The following is a 22,546-nucleotide window of genomic DNA, read 5'->3' as shown; positions in this document are numbered from 1 at the left end:
ATGATTGATCCAGACGTCAAAGCCCAGCTCGCGAGCTATCGTCAGTCGATCGACAATATCGATGCCGCTCTCGTGCATATGCTGGCCGAACGCTTCCGCTGCACCAAAGAGGTCGGCGTGCTGAAGGCCAAATACAATCTGCCGCCGGCCGATCCGGCGCGCGAGGAATACCAGATCGAACGCCTTCGCCAGCTGGCGAAAGCCGCCAATCTGGACCCGGATTTCGCCGAGAAGTTCCTGAACTTCGTCATCAAGGAAGTCATCCGGCATCATGAGCAGATCGCTGCGGATCACGCTGAACAAAGCGCCGCAGCCCGATAACCCGCCTGATCAGGCGATCAAGAAAAGCCTAAGGAGTAAAGAACATGGCACTGAAAATTCGTCTCGCCCGCGGTGGCTCCAAGAAGCGCCCGTATTACCACGTCGTTCTCGCCGACGCGCGCAGCCCGCGTGACGGCCGCTTCCTGGAAAACCTCGGTTCCTGGAACCCGATGCTCGCCAAGGACGACGAGAAGCGCGTTCAGCTGAACGCCGAGCGCATCAAGCACTGGATCGAAAACGGCGCCCAGCCGACCGACCGCGTTCTGCGCTTCCTCAATGAGGCCGGCGTTGCCAAGCGCGAAGCCAAGAACAACCCGGTCAAGGCAAAGCCGGGCAAGCGCGCCCAGGAACGCGCCGCCGAAAAGGCTCAGAAGGTGGCTGACGCCGCCGCTGCTGCTGCCGACGCCGCAGAATAATCGGGACAATCCCTTGTCTAACGGGCGGCATGGCGACATGCCGCCCGTTTTCGTTTCCAATTACCCGCACTTCGTTTATGAGAAACCTGTCTTTCGGCTTCACATGAAGGAACCCATGACAAAGCTTGAAAACCCCGTTCTGATGGCGACGATCGGCGGCGCGCAAGGCCTCCGGGGAGAGGTACGCGCCAAGGCCTACACGGCCGATCCGAGCGCCCTTGGCGACTACGGCCACCTGCACAGCATGGACGGCCGCAGCTTCGAAGTCCTCGAAATCCGCGAGACGAAGAATGTCGTCGTCGTCCGTTTCCGCGGCGTCAACGACCGTAATGCCGCCGAGGCGCTGAACGGCCTCGAGCTCTATATCGAGCGCGACAACCTGCCGGACGAGGAGCTTGAAGATGACGAGTTCTACTATGCTGATCTCGAAGGTCTCGAAGCACGCGACGACAAGGGTGCCAGCTATGGCACCGTCACCGGCGTCTTCGATTTCGGCGCCGGCGATTTGCTGGAGCTCAAAGGTCCGGGCAAGCGCCCGGTGCTGATCCCCTTCTCCGAAGCCTCGGTGCTGGAGATCGACCTCGAGGCCGGCACATTGCTGATCGACCCGCTGGCGGCAGGCTTGGTCGACGACCCCCAAGAGCTTTCGAAATTCACCGCGGACAAGCCGAAAAAGAAGAAGTGATGGCTTTCCGAGTGAGCGTGCTGACACTCTATCCGGAAATGTTTCCGGGGCATCTGGGCTTCTCGCTCGCCGGCAAGGCGATGGAGCGCGGGCAATGGTCGCTGGATGCGGTGCAGATCCGCGATTTCGCCACCGACAAGCACCGCACCGTCGACGACACCCCGGCCGGCGGCGGCGCCGGCATGGTGCTGAAACCCGACGTTCTCGCCCGCGCGATCGACAGCACCGCGGAAAACGACACCCGCCCGCGCCTGCTGATGAGCCCGCGCGGCCAGCCGCTGACACAGAAGCGCGTACGCGAGCTTGCGGCTGGCGACGGCGTCATCATCGTCTGCGGCCGCTTCGAGGGCGTCGATCAGCGAGTGATCGAGGCGCGCGGCCTGGAAGAGGTTTCGATCGGCGACTACGTGCTGTCGGGCGGCGAGCCGGCGGCGCTGATCGTGCTCGACGCGATCATCCGCATCCTGCCCGGTGTCATGGGCAACGATCTTTCCGGTCTGCACGAAAGCTTCGAAGGCGGCTTGCTGGAACATCCCCATTATACCAGGCCGCAGGCGTGGGAAGGCCGGGACATTCCCGCGATCCTGACGTCTGGCAATCACGGTGCCATCGAGAAATGGCGGCACCAGGAGGCGGTGCGGCTGACGCGGGAGCGGCGGCCAGATCTCTTGGAAAAGGCTGAACCTAAGAAAAACGGCTGATTCCAGCCTCCCCTTCACAAAAATGTCGTGCGAGGGATGACAAGCCCCGGCCTTTCGTGTATTGGCGCACGCGGAAATGGGGTTATCCCCGTCTGCCAGCAAACAAAGAATGGCGAACCCGCTCCCGCCCTGAAGGGCAAAGTCCTGAGGCCAGTTCCAAAGGATCAGTGTCGAGCGCTCTGGCTGTTTCAGAAGAACCAAAGGTTAAGACGATGAACATCATTCAGCAGCTTGAGGCCGAACAGGCCGCCAAGATCGAAGCCAAGCGCACGCTTCCCGAATTTTCCCCGGGCGACACTGTCCGCGTCAACGTGAAGGTCACGGAAGGCAACCGTACCCGCGTTCAGGCCTATGAAGGCGTCTGCATCGCCCGCTCCGGCGGCGGCCTGCAGGAAAACTTCACGGTCCGCAAGATCTCCTACGGCGAAGGCGTCGAGCGCGTATTCCCGGTCTACTCGCCGATGATCGAAAGCGTCGACGTCGTGCGCCGCGGTAAGGTCCGTCGCGCCAAGCTCTATTACCTCCGTGATCGTCGCGGCAAGTCTGCCCGTATCGTTGAAGACACCGGCGTCCGCGCCCGCAAGCTCAACGACGCCGAGCGCGCCGCCATTGCCGAGGAAAAGGCACGCATCGAAGCTGAAAAGGTTGCAGCCGCTCAGGCGCTCGCCGCCGAGAAGGCAGCAGCCGAAGCTGCCGAAGCCAAGGCAGCGGCCGAAAAGGCCGCCGCGGAAGCAGCAGCCGCAGCAGCGGAACCGGCTGCAGAATAAGATCTGCGTCACGCAAAATTCTTCGCTTGAAAAGGCGGCCTTCGGGTCGCCTTTTCTATTTTTTGCTTGGGCACGCAGCCGGTGGCCTTGCCTTCGGTACGTTTTCCGTGACAATTTTCGCCGTTCACTCCCGGAGAGCCGTTCAATGTTGTTCCGTCGTACTGTCCTTGCGAGCTTCGCTGCCCTTGCTCTCGCACCCCTGGCCGCATCGGCAGCCGAGCTGCCCGATCTCGGCGGCAAGAGCGTCGTCGTCGTCACCGAGAATGCCTATCCGCCGCTGCAGTTCGTCGACCCGAAATCCGGCAAGGCGATCGGCTGGGAATATGATGCGATGAACGAGATCGCCAAACGGCTGAACTTCAAGGTCGAATATCAAAACACCAGCTGGGATGCGATGATCCAGGCGGTTTCCGACGGCCAGTACAACATCGGCATGACCGGCATCACCATCAAGGAAGACCGCAAGCAGAAGGTGGATTTCTCCGACCCTTACATGCGCTCACAGCAGTTCATGCTGGTGCGCGGCGACGAGAAGCGTTTCACCGACGCCAAGTCCTTCGGCGCGTTCAAGGATGGTCTGGTCGGCGCCCAGCCCGGCACCACGCCCTTCTATACCGCTGTCTATGAAGTGCTCGACGGCAACGAGCAGAACCCGCGCATCAAGCTCTTCGAAACCTTCGGCGCCACCGTCCAGGCTTTGAAGGCAGGCGACGTCGACGTCGTCCTGACCGACGGCACCGCCGGCAAGGGTTATGTCGACGCCTCGAATGGCGCGCTGAAGCTGATCGGCGAGCCGCTCGGCACCGAGGATTTCGGCTTCATCTTCCCGAAGAGCTCCGATCTCGTCGCGCCCGTCAACGCTGCCATTTCAGCCCTCAAGGCCGACGGCACGCTGGATGCGCTGAACAAGAAGTGGTTCCTCGACTACAAGATGGGCGAATGACGCCGAGCCATTGCTGATGGCTTTACGACCCTCTCCCGACAGACACGTCAAGGACGACTATCCCTGGTGGCTGGTCGCGCTCGTCGCGATCGGCGTCATCCTTGCCGCCGTCATCGTCACCAACGATATCTACGCCCAGGTTTTCCGCACCGTCGTCAACGGTGTCGGCATCACCGTCTTCGTCACGCTGGTCGCCTTCGTGCTCGCCACCGTGCTCGGCCTCGGCATCTGCCTGCTCGGCATGGCCGACAGCCAGATCGCGCGGCAGATCGCGCGTTTCTACATCGAGATTATCCGCGGCATCCCGATCCTCGTGCTCCTGTTCTACGTCGCCTTCGTCGGCGCCCCGGCCCTGGTTGCCGGTTATAATTTTCTGATTTCGCCGCTGGTAAACGCAGGCATGGCCGAACCCATCCTGGTGCGCGATCTCTCGCTGATGTGGCGGGCGATCATCGCGCTGACGATCGGTTACTCCTCCTTCATCGCCGAAATCTTCCGGGCCGGCTTCCAGTCGGTCGATCTCGGCCAGATCGAGGCTGCCAAGGCGCTCGGCCTTTCCCGCTACCGGCGCTTCCGCTCCGTCGTCTTCCCGCAGGCGATCCGGGTGATCTTCCCGCCGCTTTCCAACGATTTCGTTTCGATGGTAAAGGATTCATCGCTCGTCTCCGTGCTCGGCGTCGCCGACATCACCCAGATGGGCAAGGTCTATGCCGCCGGCTCCTTTCGCTTCTTCGAGACCTACTCGATCGTCACCTACATCTACCTGATCCTGACGATCGGCCTGTCGCTGGCGCTGCGGCGGACGGAGAAATGGATGAAATCACGCTAAAGCCGTCACAATGAGGAGGCCCCAGACGGGCTGTTGATGATTCAAATTGAAGCCGCCGCGAAAAATCGTTATATGCAGGCGATGGAATCCAAGTTCAGATGCACAGGCGCGCATATTTTCGTGCTGCAGGACCATTATCGCCTGCCGGCGCGGTTCTTTGCATGCGTATCCGGTGCGCTCAACAGCCGACTTCGTTGATCGAATGACGGCCGGCGGAGCTTGATCCGCTTTTTACTCGATTTCCCAAAAGCATCCAAAAACGGACTTAACGCCATGAGCGCACCGCGTACCCTCTACGACAAGATCTGGGACGATCATCTGGTCGACGAACAGGCAGACGGCACCTGTCTTCTCTACATCGACCGGCACCTGGTCCATGAAGTCACCTCGCCGCAGGCGTTCGAAGGCCTGCGGATGACCGGCCGCAAAGTTCGCGCCCCGGAAAAGACGCTCGCCGTCGTTGACCATAACGTTCCGACCTCGCCTGATCGCCATCTCGGCATCAAGAACGAGGAAAGCCGCATTCAGGTGGAAGCGCTGGCGACCAACGCCGCCGAATTCGGCGTCGAATATTATTCCGCAAGCGACAAGCGCCAGGGCATCGTTCACATCGTCGGTCCTGAACAGGGCTTCACCCTTCCTGGCATGACCATCGTCTGCGGCGACAGCCACACCTCGACGCACGGCGCCTTCGGCGCGCTGGCGCACGGCATCGGCACCTCTGAGGTCGAGCATGTGCTGGCGACCCAGACGCTGATCCAGAAGAAGGCGAAGAACATGCTGGTGCGGGTCGACGGCCTGCTGCCGCCACACGTCACCGCCAAGGACATCATCCTCGCCATCATCGGCGAAATCGGCACTGCCGGCGGCACTGGCCATGTCATCGAATTTGCCGGCGAAGCGATCCGCTCGCTATCGATGGAAGGCCGCATGACCATCTGCAACATGACCATCGAAGGCGGCGCCCGCGCCGGCCTGATCGCCCCTGACGAAAAGACCTTCGAATACATAAAGGGCAAGCCGCGCGCGCCGAAGGGCGAGGCGCTGGAGCAGGCGATCGCCTACTGGAAGACGCTGCAGACCGACGAGGGCGCGCATTACGACCGCGTCGTCGTGCTCGATGCCGCCAGCCTGCCGCCGATCGTCTCCTGGGGCTCCTCGCCCGAGGACGTCATCTCCGTCCAGGGCATCGTCCCCAACCCCGACGATATCCAGGACGAGACCAAGCGCACCTCCAAGTGGCGCGCCCTCGACTATATGGGCCTGAAGCCCGGCACCAAGATGACCGACATTACGCTCGACCGCGTCTTCATCGGCTCCTGCACCAACGGCCGCATCGAGGACCTGCGCGAAGTCGCCAAGGTGGTCGAAGGCAAGACGGTTGCTTCAACCGTCGATGCGATGATCGTCCCGGGCTCCGGCCTCGTCAAGGAACAGGCGGAAGCCGAAGGCCTCGACAAGATCTTCAAGGCCGCCGGTTTCGACTGGCGCGAGCCGGGCTGCTCCATGTGCCTTGCCATGAACGACGACCGCCTGAAGCCGGGCGAGCGCTGCGCGTCCACCTCGAACCGCAACTTCGAGGGCCGTCAGGGCTTCAAGGGCCGCACGCACCTCGTCTCGCCGGCAATGGCCGCGGCCGCAGCGATCGCCGGTCATTTCGTCGACATCCGCGAGTGGAACTGATCCGTCGTCCCACGGAAGAGAATGAAAACCGCCCGATGTGCTCTCAGCGCATCGGGCGGTTTTGCTTTTCATGGCGGCTGTGCTTCCCTATCCCGCTGTAATTCGGGTAAGCCCGATTGCGCATCGGCCGCCTTCCCAATTTCATCCGTTCGGGCAATCGACATCCAGGAGCGCCTGTGGCCTCATCGATATGGGGCGCGATACGCGACAGATACCGTTCCGGCTTCGGCAAACACGCGCCATCGAGGGAATGGCCATGAGGCAGAAAATAGTACGGAGTTTACTGCAAGCCAGCCTGATCGTCTTTGCATCTCTGACTTCGGTCGACGCCGCCGGCGCCGGGATGATCCATCCGGCGATGCCGGTCATGACCGCGTCCGGCCTGCTGCAGCAGGTCGCGCAAAACAAGATCCCATCGCTCAACGGCTATCGCGGCTATGGCAGCGCCCGGCCCGGCTATAGCAAGAGCTCGAACGGCTATTGGTATCCCGCGCGGGCTTTCAACGCTTCGGACGAATATACCGGCTCGATCGGACGGCCGCAGCGCATGCGCAATAGCTGCGACTTCGGCTTTGCTCCGACGAACGGATCGTCGAACTGCAACTATTGATCGAGCCTGCATTCACCGTCATGCGGCGGTCGCCCCGGGTAATTTACCCGGAAGACCCACGCTGCGATTGCTTTAAAGCATGTCGCGCAAAAGTGTGCCGCGGTTTTGCGGCAACGACATGCGTGAAAACAAAGAGCTAAAGCGCGTCGCATGAATCAAGTTTGACGCGACGCGCTTTAGCCTGATCGCAACGGCGATCAGAAAGTTGCCGTCATCGGATCCGGTCCCATGCGGGCGCCGGCGCTGTCGAGCCTGGCGATCGCCGCCATATCGTCGGCATCGAGCTTGAAGTCGAACACCTGGAAATTTTCCTCGATGCGCGACGGCGTCACCGACTTCGGAATGACGACGAGGCCGGTATCGATATGCCAGCGAATGATGACCTGGGCCGGCGTCTTCCGATATTTCCCAGCGATCTCACCGATAACAGGGTTCGAGATGAACTTGCCCTGGCCGAGCGGGCTCCAGGATTCGGTGGCGATACCAAGTTTCCTGTGCGCCTCCTGCGCCGCTTTCTGCTGAAAGTCGGGATGCAGCTCGATCTGGTTGATGACGGGAACGACACCGGTCTCGCCGATGATGCGCTCCAGATGTTCGGGGCAGAAATTCGACACGCCGATCGAGCGGGCGCGGCCCTCTTCGCGGATGCGCACGAAAGCCTTCCAGGTCTCGGTATAGAGGCCGCGATGCGGCGACGGCCAGTGAACGAGATAGAGGTCGACATAATCGGAACCGAGCTTCTTCAGGCTGCCGTCGAAGGCGCTGAGCGTATTGTCGTATCCCTGATCGGTGTTTCTGAGCTTGGTGGTGACGAAGATGTCCTTGCGGTCCAGACCGGAGGAGCGGATGCCTTCGCCGACACCCTCTTCATTGTCGTAGCCGGACGCCGTATCGATATGGCGATAGCCGGCGGCAATCGCCGCGCGCACCGTCGGAGCGGCAATCTCCTGCGGCGTCTGCCAGACGCCGAGCCCGACCTGGGGAATGGAATGTCCGTCATGGAAAGTGATGATGGGTTGAGCGGTCACACTATATCTCCGGGAGTTTGAAAGAATGGGACGAGGCATGAATTGCGCCCGCACTTTGGGGCGTCCCGGAGCGCATTTCAGCCTGAGCGCTCGGTCACCGGAAACATATAGGCGGCCGGATCCGGAAGACAATCAGAGGACCCGAACAATCGTGCCCTTCCGAAGATGCGGCAGAAGCCGGCGCATGTCGGCCAGGCTCACCGCCACGCAACCGGCCGTCGGCTCGTAGCCCGGTCGAATGAGATGGAAGAAGATCGCCGAGCCGCGATTGCGCGCCCGCGAGGAGATGTTCCAATCCATGACCAGGCAGACATCGTAGAGCCCGTCGCTACGCCGCATCTCCTCATGGCTTGCGCCGAACGGCGCCCGGACGAGGCGGTTGTAGCTGGCGTTGCCGGGCTGATCGCACCAGAGCATGTCAGCGCGGATCCGGCGGATGGGAAGCGGAGTGGCAAGCCGGCCGTTCCGCTCACCGCGCCGGAAGCCTGATATCAGCCGCATCGAGGCGATCGGTGTGGCGCCGTCGCCCTCGCGCTTGATCACGGTGCGGCCGGAGCGGCCGATCGCGGCGGGGACGGTGATCGCACCGAGCCGGATGATCGCCCGGCTTTTGCGCCCCGGCGCCGGCCGCACCACGATCGTCGACGGCTTCACCCATGGCTCCCGCCTTGTTTTTTCCATTTTTCTCGCATGTCTTGCATTGTCTGGGGCTCCGATTGAAATCATATCAAAACCTGCGCTGCAACGGCCCGCCGCGCGATCCTTGCCAAATGAGGAATTTGGCGTAGGACTAGGGGACTTAACATGAGGAAAGCAAGGGCATGACCGCACGCACCATTCTTCTGGTGGATGACGACGATGACCTTCGTCAGACGCTGACGGAGCAATTGTCGCTGTATGAGGAATTTTCGGTTCTGCAGGAAGCCAACGCCGGCAAGGGTGTCGCAACCGCCCGCTCGACACCGGTCGATCTGTTGATCATGGATGTCGGCCTGCCCGATATGGACGGCCGCGAGGCGGTGAAGCTGCTGCGCAAGGGCGGCTTCAAGGCGCCGATCATCATGCTGACCGGCCACGATACAGATTCGGATACGATCCTCGGCCTCGAAGCCGGCGCCAACGATTATGTCACCAAGCCTTTCCGCTTCGCCGTGCTGCTCGCGCGCATCCGGGTGCAGCTGCGCCAGCACGAGCAGAGCGAGGACGCCACCTTCACCGTCGGCCCTTACCTCTTCAAGCCGAGCCAGAAGCTGCTGACCACCGACAACGGCCAGAAGATCCGCCTGACGGAAAAGGAAGCGGCGATCATCCGCTACCTTTACCGCGCCGAACAGAAGGTCGTCACTCGCGACGTGCTCCTCGAAGAGGTCTGGGGCTATAACTCAGGCGTGACGACGCATACGCTGGAAACCCATGTCTACCGTCTGCGCCAGAAGATCGAACGCGATCCCTCCAATGCCGAAATCCTGGTTACGGAAAACGGCGGCTATAAGATCATACCCTAGAGCATTTCCGTTTTCTCAGAATACGAAAATGCTCTATCTCTCTGTTTTCACGCAATTCCGGATGCAAGACCGCGACGCAGTTTTGCCGGGATTGCTCTAAGGCGAAAAGCCCGCATGGCGCTGACCGACGACATCCGCATGCTCGCGCAGCTTCCTCTGTTCAAGGACATGAACGAGGATCAGCTCCGGCTGATTGCCTTCGGCGCCGACCGGCGCATGATCGCCGCCGGCCAGATGCTGTTTCGCCAGGGCTCGCCCGCCGAGAGCGCCTATGTCGTCCTCAGCGGCAGCCTGGAGCTGAGCGCGACGAGCAGTGACGGCATACAGAGGACGGAGGGGGTCGTCGGCCCGGGAACGCTGGTTTCCGAGCTGGCGCTGGTCACGCTGGTGGAGCGCAAATTCACCGCGGTCGCGCGCGAGGACACCAGCATCATTCGCATCACCCGCGCCCTTTTCCACCGGCTGATCGAAGAATATCCGGACGCAGCCCGGCTGATCGAGAACCGCATCCGCGACAATCTCGCCGAACTTGCGGCAAAGGCCGCAAGCCAGTTCTACCGCTTCAGCTGACCGCCGTTGGAGCGGTTCTGCGCATCCGCAAAATACTAGAAATCGAAATGCGCCGTGACCGGCACATGGTCCGAGGGCCGGTCCCAGCCGCGCGCCTCTTTCAGGATCTCGATGCGCTTGAGATGCGGTCCGAGATCCGATGACGACCAGATATGGTCGAGACGGCGGCCGCGGTCGGCCGCCTCCCAGTCCTTGGCGCGGTAGCTCCACCAGGTATAGAGCTTCTCGCTTTCCGGCACATGATGGCGCATGAGGTCGAGCCAGTTGCCGCGCTTCATCACCTCGAGCAGCCCGTCGGTTTCGACGGGCGTATGGCTGACGATCTTCAGCAGCTGCTTGTGCGACCAGACATCGTGCTCCAGCGGCGCGATGTTGAGGTCGCCGACCAGAATGGCCGAGGTGTTGGCTTCGCCGTTGGCTTTCAGGAGCTTCATCTCTTCGATGAAATCGAGCTTGTGACCGAATTTCGGATTGATCGTGCGATCCGGCTCGTCGCCGCCAGCCGGGACGTAGAAATTGTGCAGCCGGATACGGCGGTTGCCGTGCTCGAAGATCGCCGAGATGTGGCGGGCATCGCCAACTCCGCAATAATCCTGCCGGTGATCCTCCGTCAGCGGAATGCGCGAGGCGATCGCCACGCCGTGATAGCCTTTCTGGCCGTGGATGATGATGTGGTCGTAGCCCATCGCCCGCAGCGGTGCCGCCGGAAAGAGCTCGTTCGTCACCTTGGTTTCCTGCAGGCAGAGAATATCCGGCCGATGTTTGAGAACCAGTTGCTCGACGATCGGCATGCGCAGCCGCACCGAGTTGATGTTCCAGGTGGTGATCGAAAAGCCCATGCCCACGCCCTTTCTCGCACGCCGGGCGTTGAGACGGCGTGCTTTCATGAAAGGGCTTTAGAACAAAGGCGCACAGGAGGGAACCGGCCGCGTGCAAAAGGCTCGGGCGATCAACCGAAAACCCTCAGTCTCGTGAGGCTGCCGTGCCCGGAATGCTCTCGTAAGGCACGCGGAACACGCGATCGTCGAACTGCATGCCTGTTTTGACATTGAAGATCATCACCGACGTGTCCTTGCCCTGGTTGTCCGTGATCGTCCACTGGCGCAGGTCGTAGGTCTTCGGGTCGAACATCATGGTGATCGTCGAATTGCCGAACACGGTATTGTTGCCGAGCGCGATCGTCGTCAGATCAGAACTCTTCCTTCACGCGCTTCACCATGCCGGCCGACAGGTCGATATGCTGCGCCAGCAGCAGGCTGAGCGGCGTCTTGGAGAGCGGATAGAGATCCCAGGTTTTCAGCTTGGTATTGCCGATGGCGACGTTCTTGCCGTCGGCGATCACCCGCATCGGCGACGGGTCGTCATAATTGAAGCGCAGTTTGCCGGGGCGCTGAATGAAGAACTTGCCGCCGGTCTGCTCACCGCGCGGGCCGAACTGCACGAATTCGCCCTGCATCGTGGTGACGCCGGAGAAATGGTCGGCGATCGCCTGTGCCGTGCCGGAGGCGGGAGCCGCCGCCTGCGCATGCGCGCCGAAGGGAATGGCGCTTGCCATCGCAGCGACGGCAAAGGCGCCGAGAAGATCGCGGCGCGTTACCGTCAGGCCGGAGAGGAAGGTGTCGGAGTTACTCATCTAAATCTCCTTTATGCGATCTGCATGCTGCCGAAAGGCGGCGTCTTCAAGGCATTGCGATCGAGCCCGAGTGAGGTAACGGCTTGGCTGCCGTCAGGTTTCCGCAAAAGCGGCCCCCATTGGAAATATATGCCGATTATTTCAGCGGTCGAGGATGTCGCCTTCTGTGGGAACGAGAATTTCGCGTTTGCCCGCATGGTTGGCTGGACCGATGATGCCTTCCTTCTCCATCCGCTCGATGAGAGAGGCGGCCCGGTTGTAGCCGATGCCCAGCCGGCGCTGGACGTAGGAGGTCGAGGCCTTGCCATCCCGCAGCACGATGGCGACGGCCTGATCGTAAGGATCTTCCGAATCCGAAAGGTGCGACGTACCGGCAGGGCCGCCGCCACCGCCGCCGTAATCGCCATCCTCGTCGTCATCGGCGGTGATCGCGTCGAGATATTGCGGCGAGCCTTGGGTCTTCAGGTAGGAGACGATCTCTTCCACCTCGACATCGGAGACGAACGGGCCGTGCACACGCTGAATGCGTCCGCCGCCCGCCATGTAGAGCATGTCGCCCATGCCAAGCAGCTGCTCGGCGCCCTGTTCGCCGAGAATGGTGCGGCTGTCGATCTTCGAGGTCACCTGGAAGGAGATGCGGGTCGGGAAGTTCGCCTTGATCGTACCGGTGATGACGTCGACCGACGGGCGCTGCGTCGCCATGATCACGTGGATGCCGGCCGCGCGCGCCATCTGCGCCAGGCGCTGGACAGCGCCTTCGATATCCTTACCGGCGACCATCATCAGGTCGGCCATTTCGTCGATGATGACGACGATATAGGGCATCGGCTTGAGGTCGAATTCTTCGGTCTCGTACATTGCCTCGCCGGTGTGGCGGTCGAAGCCGGTCTGCACCGTGCGCGAGATCGCCTCGCCCTTCGACAAGGCCTGCTCGACGCGGGTGTTGAAGCCGTCGATGTTGCGGACACCGATCTTCGACATCTTCTTGTAGCGCTCTTCCATCTCGCGCACGGTCCATTTGAGCGCGACGACGGCCTTCTTCGGATCGGTGACCACGGGCGAAAGCAGATGCGGGATGCCGTCATAGACGGAAAGTTCGAGCATTTTCGGGTCGATCATGATCAGCCGGCACTGTTCCGGCGTCATGCGGTAGAGCAGCGACAGGATCATCGTGTTGATGGCGACCGACTTGCCCGAGCCGGTGGTGCCGGCGACGAGCAGATGCGGCATCTTGGCGAGGTCGGCTATGACGGCCTCGCCGCCGATCGTCTTGCCGAGCGCCATGGCGAGCTTGGCCTTGCTGCCGTCGAAATCGCGGGAAGCGATAAGTTCGCGCAGATAAACGGTCTCGCGCGTCTGGTTCGGCAATTCGATGCCGATCGCGTTGCGGCCGGGCACGACGGCGACGCGGGCGGCGATGGCGCTCATCGAGCGGGCGATATCGTCGGCAAGACCGATGACCCGCGACGACTTGATGCCGGGCGCCGGCTCCAGTTCATAGAGCGTGACGACCGGACCGGGGCGGACATGGATGATCTCGCCCTTGACGCCGAAATCTTCGAGCACGCCTTCGAGCATGCGGGCATTCTGCTCCAGCGCATCGGCAGAAAGCGTCGAATCGCGCACGACATTCTTCGGTTCGGCAAGCAGATGCATCGAAGGAAGCTGGAAACCTTCAGGACGAATGAACGACCCCTGCGCCTCCCGCTCGACGCGGGCGCCGGGCTTCGGACGCGTAACGGCGGGAACGACGCGCGGCTCCGGCTTGCCGACGGCTTTCGCCGGCGCGCGGATCATCCAGTCGTCATCATCGTCGTCAGGCAGGATATCGGCCGGGCGCGGCGGCATGTCGGGGTCGAAAGGCAGGTCGTCGTCGTCATCCTCGTCATCGATGGAAAGCGACGGTGCCGCGACAATGCGGCGCGGCGAAGCCGCCCTTGCTCCCATCGATGGCTCCATCGACGGTTCCATCCGCTCGCCGCGCGCAGCCGGCGCCTTGGCGCGAACCGGTTCGTTCAGCGTGCCAAACTCATCATCGTTGAAATCATAGGGCGATTCGAAATCGCCCTGGCGGCGCTTGCGCGGTCCCATGCCGAGGAGGCGGCGCAGCCGTCCCTGGCTCATGTACCAGGCATGGGTCATCGCGCCGCTGAAAGCGACCCAGCGCGAACTCGTCCTCCTCGTCCTCGTCGCCGACGACCCGCGCCTTGCTAGTCGTCTCGACGTAATCGTCCTCTATTTCGTCGTCCGCGTCGCTGCGGCCGACGAGGCCCGAGGCAAACAGCATCATCCAGGCGGTCGGCACCGCAAAGATGCAGCCGACAACCATGGCGAAGGTGCCGGTCGGATAGGCGCCGACGAAGAGCGCGGGAAAACGCAGGATCATATCACCGACGACGCCACCGATGCCGTTCGGGATCGGCCAGGTGAGCGGCGGCGGAAAGCAGCCGATCACGGCGCAGGACAGCACCGTACCGGCAAGCCAGGCGCCGGCACGGGCAGGAATGCGGCTGAAGCGGCGGCCCGAGATCAGCGTCAGCGCCCAGGCGACGATCGGCAGCATCGAAACGACGCTGGCAAGGCCGAGGAACTGCATGACGATATCAGCGAAGGCGGCGCCGCTGTAACCGAGGATATTCGTCGGCAGATTGGCCGTGGCATAGGAATAGCTCGGATCCGCGACGTTCCATGTCGCCAGCGCCGCGACGCAGAGCGCCAGCAGTAGAAAGATCGCAAAGCCGATGAGCGCCTGGATCTGCCGCAGCATGAATGCCGAGAAGGAGAACCGATCCGGACGGCCATCCATCGCCGGCGACGTGCTTCTTGCCATGTGTCTAACCCGTCCAATGCCTGCGCATGCGAATCACCGAAGCTTCGCCATGCCAAAATGCGTCCGCTCCACCTAATCAGAGCCGGGTTAAAGCGATGTTAACCATGCATGCCTGGACGGGCATTCCGGGCATGGAAATCAAAAAAAGCCCGAACCTGGAAAGGTTCGGGCCAAATGCGGTCTATGACAGCTTTTCCGGGTCTAACCCGGAAAAGCTCTAGATAGGCCGCGACGGGCCGTGAAGCGGCGCCCTTGTGCCGGGCGCCGCAAACGCTGCGATCAAGAGGCGTGGTAGGCGGCTTCGCCGTGGGTCGAAAGGTCGAGGCCTTCGCGCTCGGCTTCGACGCTCACGCGCAGGCCGATGACGACGTCGACGATCTTGTAGAGGATCGCCGAACCGATGCCCGACCACAGAAGCGTCGTCAGAACGCCCTTGGCCTGGGCCAAGACCTGGGTTGCCGTGCCGGCGTAGGAGGCAGCAAAATCGGCGGTGGAATAATCGACGATGCCTGCACCGCCGAGCGCCGGATTGACGAGGATACCGGTGCCGAGTGCGCCGATGATGCCGCCGACGCAATGCACGCCGAAGACGTCAAGGCTGTCATCGTAATTGAACTTGTTCTTCACGACGTCGACGAAGAAGTAGCAGACCGGCGAGACGATCAGGCCGAGAACGATCGAGCCCATAGGGCCGGCAAAACCGGCAGCCGGGGTGATGGCGACGAGACCGGCAACCGCACCGGAGGCGCCGCCGAGCATTGAAGCCTTGCCGCGGGTCAGGCTTTCGATGATGCACCAGGAGACGGCGGCAGCAGCCGTCGCGACGAAGGTGTTGATAAAGGCAAGCGAGGCGTAGCCATTGGCTTCGAGATTGGAGCCGGCATTGAAGCCGAACCAGCCAACCCAGAGCAGCGATGCGCCGACCATGGTCAGGGTCATCGAATGCGGAGCCATGATTTCCTTCTTATAGCCGGTGCGCTTGCCGAGCATGATGGCGCCGACGAGGCCGGCGATACCGGCATTGATGTGGACGACCGTGCCGCCGGCAAAGTCGATTGCGCCGTAGGAGAAGATCAGGCCGGCCGGCGAGGTGTAGGAGCTCGGACCGCCCCAGAACCAGACCATGTGCGCCATCGGGAAGTAGATGAAGGTGACCCAGAGCACGACGAAGAGCATGACGGCCGAGAACTTGATGCGCTCGGCGAATGCGCCGACGATCAGGCCGGGCGTGATGCAGGCGAAGGTCATCTGGAAGACGATGAAGGTGTATTCCGGAATGGCGACGCCCTTCGAGAAGGTTTCGGCGAGCGACGAGGTGTTGACGCCGGCGAGGAACGCCTTGGAGAAGCCGCCGACGAAGCTGTTCAGCGAGCCGCCGTCGGTGAAGGCGAGCGAATAGCCATAGGTGACCCAGAGCAGCGCCACGACGGCGGTGATCATGAACACCTGCATCAGTACGGAGAGCATGTTCTTGGCGCGCACGAGACCGCCGTAGAACAGCGCAAGGCCGGGGATGGTCATCAGCAGGACGAGTGCCGAGGAGATGAGCATCCAGGCATTGTCACCCTTGTCCATGGTGAAGGCAGGAGCGGCAGCAGCGGTGGTGGCAGCGGCGGGCGCAGCTTCCTGCGCGAAAGCGACAACCGGCGCCAGAAGCGCGGCCGACGTTGCGCAGATCAGCGCAAAGGGGGAAGAAAACTTCGAAATCGACATTGAAAAAAGCTCCTTGATCTGCCGCTTACAGCGCTTCTGAATCGGTTTCGCCCGTACGGATGCGCACGGCATGGTCGATCGAATAGACGAAAATCTTGCCGTCGCCGATCTGACCGGTCTTGGCCGACGCCGCGATGGCTTCGACCGCCCTGTCGACGAGTTCGGATGCAACGGCGATTTCGATCTTGAGCTTCGGCAGGAAGCTGACTGCATATTCGGTGCCGCGATAGATTTCGGTGTGCCCCTTCTGGCGCCCGTAGCCCTTCACCTCGGTCACGGTCAGCCCCTGAATGCCGATCGCCGTAAGAGCTTCGCGGACCTCATCGAGCTTGAACGGCTTGATAATAGCCATCACAATTTTCATCTGGTTTCCCATCCTTCGTTATCCTCGGCACGGAGCCGACTCTCCTTGCCGCTGACGTTCCTGAACAGCGACCGGCGATATACATTCAAAGGACGTGCCAGATTCGAAGCGAGATATAACTTATTGAAAAACAACAACTATAATATATGGTGCCAATAAACAGGCAAATGACCGGCAAATGACCGCCCAACAAGCGCACAAATAATGCGCAATTTTTCAAAGATGCATATTATTTATTCATTTGCCTTTTTCCGAATCAGACCTTCCTGTGCAACGGAAGCGATCAGCTCACCCGATCGGGTAAAGAGGCTGCCCCGGGTCAGCCCTCTGGCGCCCGAAGCCGACGGGCTGTCCTGCGTATAGAGCAGCCAGTCGTCGAGCTTGCACGGTCTGTGGAACCACATGGAATGATCGAGGCTCGCCACTTGCAGGCTCTGGTCGAAGATGGACGTGCCGTGGGCATAGAGCGAGGTATCAAGCAGCGTCATGTCCGAAAGATAGGCAAGAACCGCCGCCTGATAGAGCCGGTCGTCGGGAACCGGGCCGGTGGCGCGCACCCAGACATCCTGTTTGGGGGCGAGCTTCTTGTCGGAAAAATAATGTGTCAGCGAGACGGGGCGGATCTCGATCGGCCGCTCGCGCTGCCAGTATTTTCGGATCGCCTCCGGCGCATGCGTCAGGTACTGGTCCTTGATCTGCTGTTCGCCGAGCAGCGCTTCCGGCATTTCGACCTCGGGCATGGCGATCTGGTGGTCGAAGCCCGGCTCCTCCACCTGGAAGGAAGCTGACAGCGTGAAGATCGCCTTGCCGTGCTGGATGGCGACGACGCGCCGGGTATTGAAACTTGATCCGTCGCGGATCCGCTCCGCCTGGTAGATGATCGGCACCGAGGGATCGCCGGGACGCATGAAATAAGCATGCAGCGAATGGACGAAACGCTCGACCTCGATGGTGCGTTGCGCCGCCATCAACGCCTGGCCGATGACCTGGCCGCCGAAGACCCGCTGCCAGCCGGCCTGCGGGCTGCGCCCGCGGAAGATATCGACCTCGATCGGCTCCAGGTCGAGCGTCGAAAGCAGCGTCTCCATCGCCGAAGGCCCTGATGTTTCGCGCATCATTTTGTATGCCTCCCGGCGGTAGGAAGTGAAGTTGCGATGATCTATATAGGTCACATCTGGGGCACAAGGTACGGGAGCGGCGCGATGCTTGATATGCTGGTTGTGGGCGGGGGTTATGTCGGCCTTTCCGCCGCCGTCGCGGTCAAGCAGGCGGCACCTCATCTGAACGTCGCGGTCGTCGAGGCGGCCCCCGAGCATGTCTGGAAAAACGACACGCGCGCTTCGGCCGTCATTGCGGCGGCAGCGAAGATGCTCGAAATCTTCGGTATCTGGAACGAGATCGAGCCGGCAGCGCAGCCGATCACCAAGATGATCGTCACCGATTCCAAAACCTCAGATCCGGTCCGCCCGGTTTTTCTCACCTTCGACGGCGAAGTGGCCGAGGGCCGGCCTTTCGCCCACATGATCCCGAATGTGACGATGGTCGCAGCCCTGCGCGGTGTCTGCGAGCGCCTCGGTATCGACATCCGCCATGGGCTCGGCGCCACCGAGCTGAAGACCGAAGACAGTCATGTCACTATCACGCTTGCGGACGGCAGCACGTTGGAGAGCCGGCTGCTGGTGGCCTGCGACGGCGTGCGCTCGAAACTGCGCGACCTCGCCGGCATCAAGACCGTCACCTGGGGCTACGGCCAGTCCGGCATCGTTGCGACGGTCGAACATGAGCGGCCGCATGAAGGCTGCGCCGAGGAGCATTTCCTGCCGGCCGGCCCCTTCGCCATCCTGCCGCTCCGCAACAACCGCTCCTCGCTGGTCTGGACGGAGCGGACGCATGACGCCGACCGATTGATTGCCGCCGACGATCTCGTCTTCGAGGAGGAGCTCGAACGCCGCTTCGGCCACAAGCTCGGAGCGCTGAAGGTCATCGGCGACAAACGCGCCTTTCCGCTTGGCCTGACGCTCGCCCGCGCCTTCGTCGCACCGCGTTTTGCGCTGGCCGGCGACGCCGCGCATGGCATTCACCCGATTTCGGGACAGGGCCTGAATCTTGGCTTCAAGGATGTGGCGGCCCTTGCCGAAACGATCGTCGAGGCCGATCGCCTAGGCCTCGATATCGGCTCGATCAACATTCTCGAACGCTACCAGACCTGGCGGCGCTTCGACACCTTCCGTATGGGCATGACGACAGACGTGCTGAATCGGCTGTTCTCCAACGATGCAACACCGATCCGCATCGCCCGCGACATCGGTCTCGGCCTCGTCGACCGGCTGCCGCGCCTCAAATCCTTCTTCATCGGTCAGGCGGCTGGAACGACGGCAAAGGACAATCCGCGGCTGCTGGCCGGCCAAGCAATTTAAAGCCGATTTCCCGGGACGTTATTCGTCAAGGCGGCGGGCTTCGGAGACCAGCATGATCGGGATGCCGTCGCGGATCGGATAGGCAAGTCGTGCCTTTTCCGAGACAAGCTCATTGTGCTCGCGATCATAGGAAAGCCGGCCCTTGGAGAGCGGGCAGACCAGGAGATCGAGCAGCTTTGGATCGACGCGGCTGAGTTTTTCGTCCATGGCTGAAGTCTACTGCAGAACCGTGTCGGAGTCACCGAAGACGCGCGCCAGCACGATTTCGGTAATGGCGATCAGCGTTTCGGCCCGCGTCTTGAGATCGGGTGCCTCCAGCAGCGCCTGCTTTTCCGCCGGCCCGAACGGCGACATCATCGCCAGCGAATTGACGAGCGTCAGATTGCTCGCCCGCTCGACGCTCTCCCAGTCGGCTTCCAGCTTGTTGGCATCGAGATAGGCCTTGAAGGCGGTCAGAAGCGCCGCGCGGTCGACCGCCTCCTCCTCGTTCGCGGCCGAGAGATCGGCGATGAACGGAGCGATACGGAAGGTGCGGAAGGGATCGCTGGTGGTTTTCTCCTCCAGCAGCCGGAAACGGCAGACGCCGGTCAGCGAGACGATATAGCGCCCATCGCCGGTCTCGGCGAAGGAGGTGATGCGGCCGAGGCAACCCACAGCGGCAAGGTTGGGATCGCCGCCCTTGTCCTCGTGTTCGCCGAGCGCCGGCTGGACCATGCCGATCAGCCGGTTTCCCGTCAGTGCGGCATCCAGCATCGCCAGATAACGCGGCTCGAAAATGTTGAGCGGAAGCTGCCCGGCCGGCAGAAGAAGGGCACCGGTCAGGGGGAAGACGGCGATCGTATCAGGCAGATCGCCCGGCTTCAGGTATCTGGCATTCCCGACTTGCATGAAACCGTCCCGCATTCTTTTAACGGGCATGCCCGTCCTGACGAGAATGTGGTGCCCGCGCCCAAAAACGCAAGGGCAGATGCGCGAAACTTAGCGCATAACCCCGAAAATCGGAATCGACTTTCAACAGGATCGGACGCGGCTTCAAAGCGGTACAGCGCCTTGCCGCGCCCTATGGACGCCGCAGTTGCCCTAGGAGAACAGCATCGCCGAAAGCTTGCGCCGAGCCGAAACCGTCGCCGGATCCTTGAAACCCCAGACCTCGAAGAACTGAAGCAGCTGGCGGCGGGCGCCGTCATCGTCAAAGGCGCGATCCTTGCGCATGATCAGCAGCAGGTGCTCGGCCGCTTCGTCGCGCCGGCCTTCGACATTGAGGATCTTGGCAAGCTTCAGCCGCGCCTCGTGGTCGTCGGGATTGACGGCAAGATCACGTTCGAGCGCAACGGGATCGCCGAGCTTGCGGGCTTCCTCGATCTGTTCGAGCTTTTTCAGCACCGCCTGGATGCCGGGGTCTTTCGCCAGCTCTTCCGGCAGATCCGTCAGAGTTTGGCGCGCCCGCTCATGCTGGTTTGCGGCGATCATGCATTCGGCCATTCCGGCAACCGCCTTGGCATTTTCCGGATCGGCCTGCATCACCGCGGCGTAGAGCTGGGCTGCCTCATTGATATTGCCGGCGGCCAGCAATTCTGCGGCTTCGGTGAGCACGGCCTCGATCTCGGCCGCCTCGTCGGCGCCGGCCGGACCGGCGATACGGTCGATGAACTGCTGAATCTGGCTTTCCGGCACCGCGCCCATGAAGCCGTCGGCGGGGCGGCCGTTGACGAAGGCGATGACGGCGGGGATAGACTGGATGCCGAGCTGTCCGGCGATCGAGGGATGGTCGTCGATGTTCATCTTGACCAGCCGGACGCGGCCCTTGGCTTCGTTGACCACCTTCTCCAAAACAGGCGTCAGCTGTTTGCACGGCCCGCACCAGGGCGCCCAGAAATCGACCAGCACCGGCTGATTGCGCGATTCCTCGATGACGTCCTTACCGAAATTCGCGGTCGTCGTGTCGGTGATGTAGCCGCCTGCCGCAGCCGCGGTTGCCGGCTGAGCGCCGAAGCTTGTCGTCGCCGTCATCTGATTTCCGAAGGAACCGTTATAGGGGTTGTCACTGCCGCTCATAGGTATCTCCCGCCGCGCCGATCCAGCCGGCATCATTGTAGCGCTAAAATCGTATGTCAGGACGTCACTTTCAAGACAAGCGGCTTATGCCCGGTCGCTTCCATGAATCGGATAAGATCGCCGCTCGCAATTGATGTCGTCGCATCGTTGGAGAGCGGATGGCAGTTGACGATTTCCTCGCGCATCAGATCCGCATCGAGCACGAAAGTGACATTGCCCGCGGTATCGTTGATCGCCCCGAATGCCGTGACCGCGCCGGGGATGACGCCGAGATAGTCCATCAGCTTCTCCGCCCTGCCGAAGGAAACCCGGCCGGACCCGCCGATAAGAGTGTGAACCTGCTTCAGGTCGACCTCGGCATTTTCCTCCACGGTCAGCAGAAAATACCTGTCCTTCTTGTCTTTGATGAAAAGATTCTTGGTGTGGCCGCCGGGGATCTCGTCGCGCAGCGCAACCGATTCGGCCACGGTGAAAACCGGCGCGTGATCGACCGTCTTATGAGCAATGCCGAGCCCGTCGAGGAAAGCGAACAATTCTTCTCTGGTCTTGGGGGTATTTTCGGGCATCGGGCAATCCATTGCTCAGGGGGGACAAAGTCGAGGCATCTTGATTAAGTCCGTCCCCATCATTTGGCAATCTTCGCCACCGACGCTCACCCCCCGCATTTGCGGCCTTTCCGCCGGCCTGATGCGACCTTGCGAATTTTTCTTCGCCCCTTCGTCATTTCCCTGTTGCATTTGAAAAGCCGTTAGGCCATATAGCGCCCGTCGCCACGAGGCGGCGCCCACGGTCCAACAACTACCCCGGACCGATGCGGATTGAGCGGGTGTAGCTCAGGGGTAGAGCACAACCTTGCCAAGGTTGGGGTCGAGGGTTCGAATCCCTTCGCCCGCTCCAGTTTTCTCTCTTGTTCATACCGATGCCATGGGTACGGGAAGCAGCCGAGACAGGGTGACGGCGTCGTGTGCGCTGCCGCGGGCTTAGCTATCGTTTTGCAATCCCCGAGCAAATAAAATAGCCGACAGATTTACCGCTTGAAGCAATGTTCGCGATGCCATTGCAGAAAATGCACATGCGGTCGTTCGAATGCGCGCCGGGGCATTATCGCGCGGCCGGTGTTATTGATCAGGCCCCGTAGCGCGTCGGGATCATTAACGTCTCGTGAGATGAGAATCTCCATATCATCAGCCAGACCGATCAATCCTCGATCGAACATCCAATGGGCCGTGCCGGATAGGGCAATTCCGTTGCTGACGATATCGGGACCGCTCGCCTCGACCGGTCGGATATGCGCTGCATCGATTGTAATTTATTTTGGTTGATTGCTTCGTCTGTAAACTTATTGTCGAGGCAAAGTGAACACGTCTTCGGATCGAGACTCTCATGTTCAGTTCAGCCCCTTCCGCCGCCGCCGCCCCCACCCTGACGCATCGGCGCCGACATCACCCATAAAATCCTGATCGCTCCTAACATTAT

Annotated in this window: 23 protein-coding genes, 1 tRNA gene and 3 pseudogenes; 14 read left to right on the top strand and 13 right to left on the bottom strand. The window is 61.5% G+C overall.

Annotated features, from left to right (window positions below; translation table 11 throughout):
* The 10 genes from MF410_RS20340 (at position 1) to MF410_RS20295 (ending at position 6,955) form a co-directional block, all read left to right on the top strand.
* The gene (locus MF410_RS20340) at positions 1–321 is read left to right on the top strand and encodes a chorismate mutase (RefSeq protein ID WP_011427149.1); all 321 of its coding nucleotides are present in this window, start codon (positions 1–3) and stop codon (positions 319–321) included.
* A 44-nt stretch (positions 322–365) separates the two neighbouring features.
* Positions 366–737 (top strand): 30S ribosomal protein S16, encoded by a 372-nt coding sequence (gene rpsP / locus MF410_RS20335; protein ID WP_097624965.1) that lies wholly within the window; start codon positions 366–368, stop codon positions 735–737.
* 115 nt (positions 738–852) lie between these two features.
* Positions 853–1,422 carry a ribosome maturation factor RimM gene (gene rimM, locus MF410_RS20330; protein ID WP_097625143.1) on the top strand — a complete coding sequence of 190 codons (570 nt, stop codon included), beginning with the start codon at positions 853–855 and terminating at the stop codon, positions 1,420–1,422.
* A complete protein-coding gene (gene trmD, locus MF410_RS20325; RefSeq protein WP_097624966.1) occupies positions 1,422–2,123 on the top strand; it encodes a tRNA (guanosine(37)-N1)-methyltransferase TrmD in 702 nt (233 codons plus the stop codon). The genes rimM and trmD overlap by 1 nt, the downstream gene beginning before the upstream one ends.
* Positions 2,124–2,335: 212 nt before the next feature.
* Positions 2,336–2,890, top strand: a complete 555-nt coding sequence (gene rplS / locus MF410_RS20320; protein ID WP_028758031.1) for a 50S ribosomal protein L19 — start codon at positions 2,336–2,338, stop codon at positions 2,888–2,890.
* Positions 2,891–3,035: 145 nt separating this feature from the next.
* Positions 3,036–3,833 carry a transporter substrate-binding domain-containing protein gene (locus tag MF410_RS20315; RefSeq protein ID WP_097624967.1) on the top strand — a complete coding sequence of 266 codons (798 nt, stop codon included), beginning with the start codon at positions 3,036–3,038 and terminating at the stop codon, positions 3,831–3,833.
* A 16-nt stretch (positions 3,834–3,849) separates the two neighbouring features.
* Positions 3,850–4,662, top strand: coding sequence for an amino acid ABC transporter permease (locus MF410_RS20310; protein WP_097624968.1), 813 nt, complete (start codon positions 3,850–3,852; stop codon positions 4,660–4,662).
* Positions 4,663–4,695: 33 nt separating this feature from the next.
* Positions 4,696–4,860: a hypothetical protein gene (locus tag MF410_RS20305; protein WP_164918664.1), complete on the top strand. Its 165-nt coding sequence runs from the start codon at positions 4,696–4,698 to the stop codon at positions 4,858–4,860.
* 75 nt (positions 4,861–4,935) lie between these two features.
* Positions 4,936–6,345, top strand: coding sequence for a 3-isopropylmalate dehydratase large subunit (gene leuC / locus MF410_RS20300; protein WP_097624969.1), 1,410 nt, complete (start codon positions 4,936–4,938; stop codon positions 6,343–6,345).
* Positions 6,346–6,601: 256 nt separating this feature from the next.
* Positions 6,602–6,955 carry a cell surface protein gene (locus MF410_RS20295; protein ID WP_097625144.1) on the top strand — a complete coding sequence of 118 codons (354 nt, stop codon included), beginning with the start codon at positions 6,602–6,604 and terminating at the stop codon, positions 6,953–6,955.
* A 197-nt stretch (positions 6,956–7,152) separates the two neighbouring features.
* On the opposite strand, the gene MF410_RS20290 is transcribed toward MF410_RS20295, so the two are convergent.
* Together MF410_RS20290 and MF410_RS20285 are read right to left on the bottom strand one after the other, a co-directional pair.
* Positions 7,153–7,983: an aldo/keto reductase gene (locus MF410_RS20290; RefSeq protein WP_097624970.1), complete on the bottom strand. Its 831-nt coding sequence runs from the start codon at positions 7,981–7,983 to the stop codon at positions 7,153–7,155.
* A 132-nt stretch (positions 7,984–8,115) separates the two neighbouring features.
* Positions 8,116–8,637, bottom strand: coding sequence for a L,D-transpeptidase family protein (locus tag MF410_RS20285; protein ID WP_097624971.1), 522 nt, complete (start codon positions 8,635–8,637; stop codon positions 8,116–8,118).
* Between the two features lie 167 nt (positions 8,638–8,804).
* On the opposite strand from MF410_RS20285, the gene MF410_RS20280 reads away from it, so the two are divergent.
* Together MF410_RS20280 and MF410_RS20275 are read left to right on the top strand one after the other, a co-directional pair.
* On the top strand, positions 8,805–9,488 hold the full coding sequence (locus MF410_RS20280; RefSeq protein ID WP_003582964.1) for a response regulator transcription factor: 684 nt from the start codon (positions 8,805–8,807) through the stop codon (positions 9,486–9,488).
* Positions 9,489–9,602: 114 nt separating this feature from the next.
* Entirely contained in the window at positions 9,603–10,058 is a 456-nt protein-coding gene (locus tag MF410_RS20275; RefSeq protein ID WP_097624972.1) for a cyclic nucleotide-binding domain-containing protein, read from the top strand.
* 35 nt (positions 10,059–10,093) lie between these two features.
* On the opposite strand, the gene MF410_RS20270 is transcribed toward MF410_RS20275, so the two are convergent.
* From MF410_RS20270 to tesB, 6 genes and pseudogenes are all read right to left on the bottom strand, one after another.
* Complete coding sequence (locus tag MF410_RS20270; protein ID WP_131710940.1) at positions 10,094–10,897, bottom strand: exodeoxyribonuclease III; 804 nt, start codon at positions 10,895–10,897, stop codon at positions 10,094–10,096.
* Positions 10,898–11,021: 124 nt separating this feature from the next.
* Positions 11,022–11,691 (bottom strand): annotated as a pseudogene (locus tag MF410_RS20265) (outer membrane lipoprotein carrier protein LolA).
* A gap of 141 nt (positions 11,692–11,832) precedes the next feature.
* Positions 11,833–14,521, bottom strand: a pseudogene (locus tag MF410_RS20260) (DNA translocase FtsK).
* 279 nt (positions 14,522–14,800) lie between these two features.
* On the bottom strand, positions 14,801–16,234 hold the full coding sequence (locus tag MF410_RS20255) for an ammonium transporter (RefSeq protein ID WP_097624975.1): 1,434 nt from the start codon (positions 16,232–16,234) through the stop codon (positions 14,801–14,803).
* Between the two features lie 25 nt (positions 16,235–16,259).
* A complete protein-coding gene (locus MF410_RS20250; protein ID WP_003543684.1) occupies positions 16,260–16,610 on the bottom strand; it encodes a P-II family nitrogen regulator in 351 nt (116 codons plus the stop codon).
* A gap of 221 nt (positions 16,611–16,831) precedes the next feature.
* On the bottom strand, positions 16,832–17,716 hold the full coding sequence (gene tesB, locus MF410_RS20245) for an acyl-CoA thioesterase II (protein WP_097624976.1): 885 nt from the start codon (positions 17,714–17,716) through the stop codon (positions 16,832–16,834).
* 84 nt (positions 17,717–17,800) lie between these two features.
* On the opposite strand from tesB, the gene MF410_RS20240 reads away from it, so the two are divergent.
* On the top strand, positions 17,801–19,015 hold the full coding sequence (locus MF410_RS20240; protein WP_097624977.1) for a ubiquinone biosynthesis hydroxylase: 1,215 nt from the start codon (positions 17,801–17,803) through the stop codon (positions 19,013–19,015).
* Positions 19,016–19,033: 18 nt separating this feature from the next.
* Here the strand turns inward: MF410_RS20240 and MF410_RS20235 are convergent, their stop codons facing one another.
* The 4 genes from MF410_RS20235 to MF410_RS20220 form a co-directional block, all read right to left on the bottom strand.
* Positions 19,034–19,222 carry a Trm112 family protein gene (locus tag MF410_RS20235; protein WP_003589705.1) on the bottom strand — a complete coding sequence of 63 codons (189 nt, stop codon included), beginning with the start codon at positions 19,220–19,222 and terminating at the stop codon, positions 19,034–19,036.
* Positions 19,223–19,231: 9 nt separating this feature from the next.
* Complete coding sequence (locus tag MF410_RS20230) at positions 19,232–19,918, bottom strand: LON peptidase substrate-binding domain-containing protein (protein ID WP_172643304.1); 687 nt, start codon at positions 19,916–19,918, stop codon at positions 19,232–19,234.
* 177 nt (positions 19,919–20,095) lie between these two features.
* Entirely contained in the window at positions 20,096–21,070 is a 975-nt protein-coding gene (gene trxA / locus MF410_RS20225) for a thioredoxin (RefSeq protein ID WP_097624978.1), read from the bottom strand.
* Between the two features lie 56 nt (positions 21,071–21,126).
* Positions 21,127–21,636 carry a prolyl-tRNA synthetase associated domain-containing protein gene (locus MF410_RS20220; protein WP_097624979.1) on the bottom strand — a complete coding sequence of 170 codons (510 nt, stop codon included), beginning with the start codon at positions 21,634–21,636 and terminating at the stop codon, positions 21,127–21,129.
* Positions 21,637–21,892: 256 nt separating this feature from the next.
* On the opposite strand from MF410_RS20220, the gene MF410_RS20215 reads away from it, so the two are divergent.
* Positions 21,893–21,967, top strand: a tRNA-Gly gene (locus MF410_RS20215).
* Positions 21,968–22,097: 130 nt separating this feature from the next.
* On the opposite strand, the pseudogene MF410_RS20210 reads toward MF410_RS20215, so the two are convergent.
* A pseudogene (locus tag MF410_RS20210) lies at positions 22,098–22,373 on the bottom strand (HNH endonuclease); the annotation flags it as partial.
* Positions 22,374–22,546: the final 173 nt, after the last annotated feature.

This window comes from Rhizobium sp. C104, assembly GCF_022354505.1.
In the GTDB taxonomy this organism is placed as follows: Bacteria; Pseudomonadota; Alphaproteobacteria; order Rhizobiales; family Rhizobiaceae; genus Rhizobium; species Rhizobium redzepovicii.
Note: the sequence above shows the minus strand (reverse complement) of the source record. Positions and strands in the feature narration are given on the sequence as shown.

Excerpts from the sequence above, each read along its gene's own strand:
- MF410_RS20270 (WP_131710940.1), bottom strand. The coding sequence starts at position 10,897 with ATGGGCTTTTCGATCACCACCTGGAACATCAACTCGGTGCGGCTGCGC.
- MF410_RS20295 (WP_097625144.1), top strand. The coding sequence starts at position 6,602 with ATGAGGCAGAAAATAGTACGGAGTTTACTGCAAGCCAGCCTGATCGTC.
- MF410_RS20255 (WP_097624975.1), bottom strand. The coding sequence starts at position 16,234 with ATGTCGATTTCGAAGTTTTCTTCCCCCTTTGCGCTGATCTGCGCAACG.
- MF410_RS20240 (WP_097624977.1), top strand. The coding sequence starts at position 17,801 with ATGCTTGATATGCTGGTTGTGGGCGGGGGTTATGTCGGCCTTTCCGCC.
- MF410_RS20280 (WP_003582964.1), top strand. The coding sequence starts at position 8,805 with ATGACCGCACGCACCATTCTTCTGGTGGATGACGACGATGACCTTCGT.
- MF410_RS20275 (WP_097624972.1), top strand. The coding sequence starts at position 9,603 with ATGGCGCTGACCGACGACATCCGCATGCTCGCGCAGCTTCCTCTGTTC.
- tesB (WP_097624976.1), bottom strand. The coding sequence starts at position 17,716 with ATGATGCGCGAAACATCAGGGCCTTCGGCGATGGAGACGCTGCTTTCG.
- trxA (WP_097624978.1), bottom strand. The coding sequence starts at position 21,070 with ATGAGCGGCAGTGACAACCCCTATAACGGTTCCTTCGGAAATCAGATG.
- trmD (WP_097624966.1), top strand. The coding sequence starts at position 1,422 with ATGGCTTTCCGAGTGAGCGTGCTGACACTCTATCCGGAAATGTTTCCG.
- MF410_RS20250 (WP_003543684.1), bottom strand. The coding sequence starts at position 16,610 with ATGGGAAACCAGATGAAAATTGTGATGGCTATTATCAAGCCGTTCAAG.
- MF410_RS20340 (WP_011427149.1), top strand. The coding sequence starts at position 1 with ATGATTGATCCAGACGTCAAAGCCCAGCTCGCGAGCTATCGTCAGTCG.
- rimM (WP_097625143.1), top strand. The coding sequence starts at position 853 with ATGACAAAGCTTGAAAACCCCGTTCTGATGGCGACGATCGGCGGCGCG.
- MF410_RS20315 (WP_097624967.1), top strand. The coding sequence starts at position 3,036 with ATGTTGTTCCGTCGTACTGTCCTTGCGAGCTTCGCTGCCCTTGCTCTC.
- MF410_RS20230 (WP_172643304.1), bottom strand. The coding sequence starts at position 19,918 with ATGCGGGACGGTTTCATGCAAGTCGGGAATGCCAGATACCTGAAGCCG.
- leuC (WP_097624969.1), top strand. The coding sequence starts at position 4,936 with ATGAGCGCACCGCGTACCCTCTACGACAAGATCTGGGACGATCATCTG.
- MF410_RS20220 (WP_097624979.1), bottom strand. The coding sequence starts at position 21,636 with ATGCCCGAAAATACCCCCAAGACCAGAGAAGAATTGTTCGCTTTCCTC.
- MF410_RS20310 (WP_097624968.1), top strand. The coding sequence starts at position 3,850 with ATGGCTTTACGACCCTCTCCCGACAGACACGTCAAGGACGACTATCCC.
- MF410_RS20235 (WP_003589705.1), bottom strand. The coding sequence starts at position 19,222 with ATGGACGAAAAACTCAGCCGCGTCGATCCAAAGCTGCTCGATCTCCTG.
- rplS (WP_028758031.1), top strand. The coding sequence starts at position 2,336 with ATGAACATCATTCAGCAGCTTGAGGCCGAACAGGCCGCCAAGATCGAA.
- rpsP (WP_097624965.1), top strand. The coding sequence starts at position 366 with ATGGCACTGAAAATTCGTCTCGCCCGCGGTGGCTCCAAGAAGCGCCCG.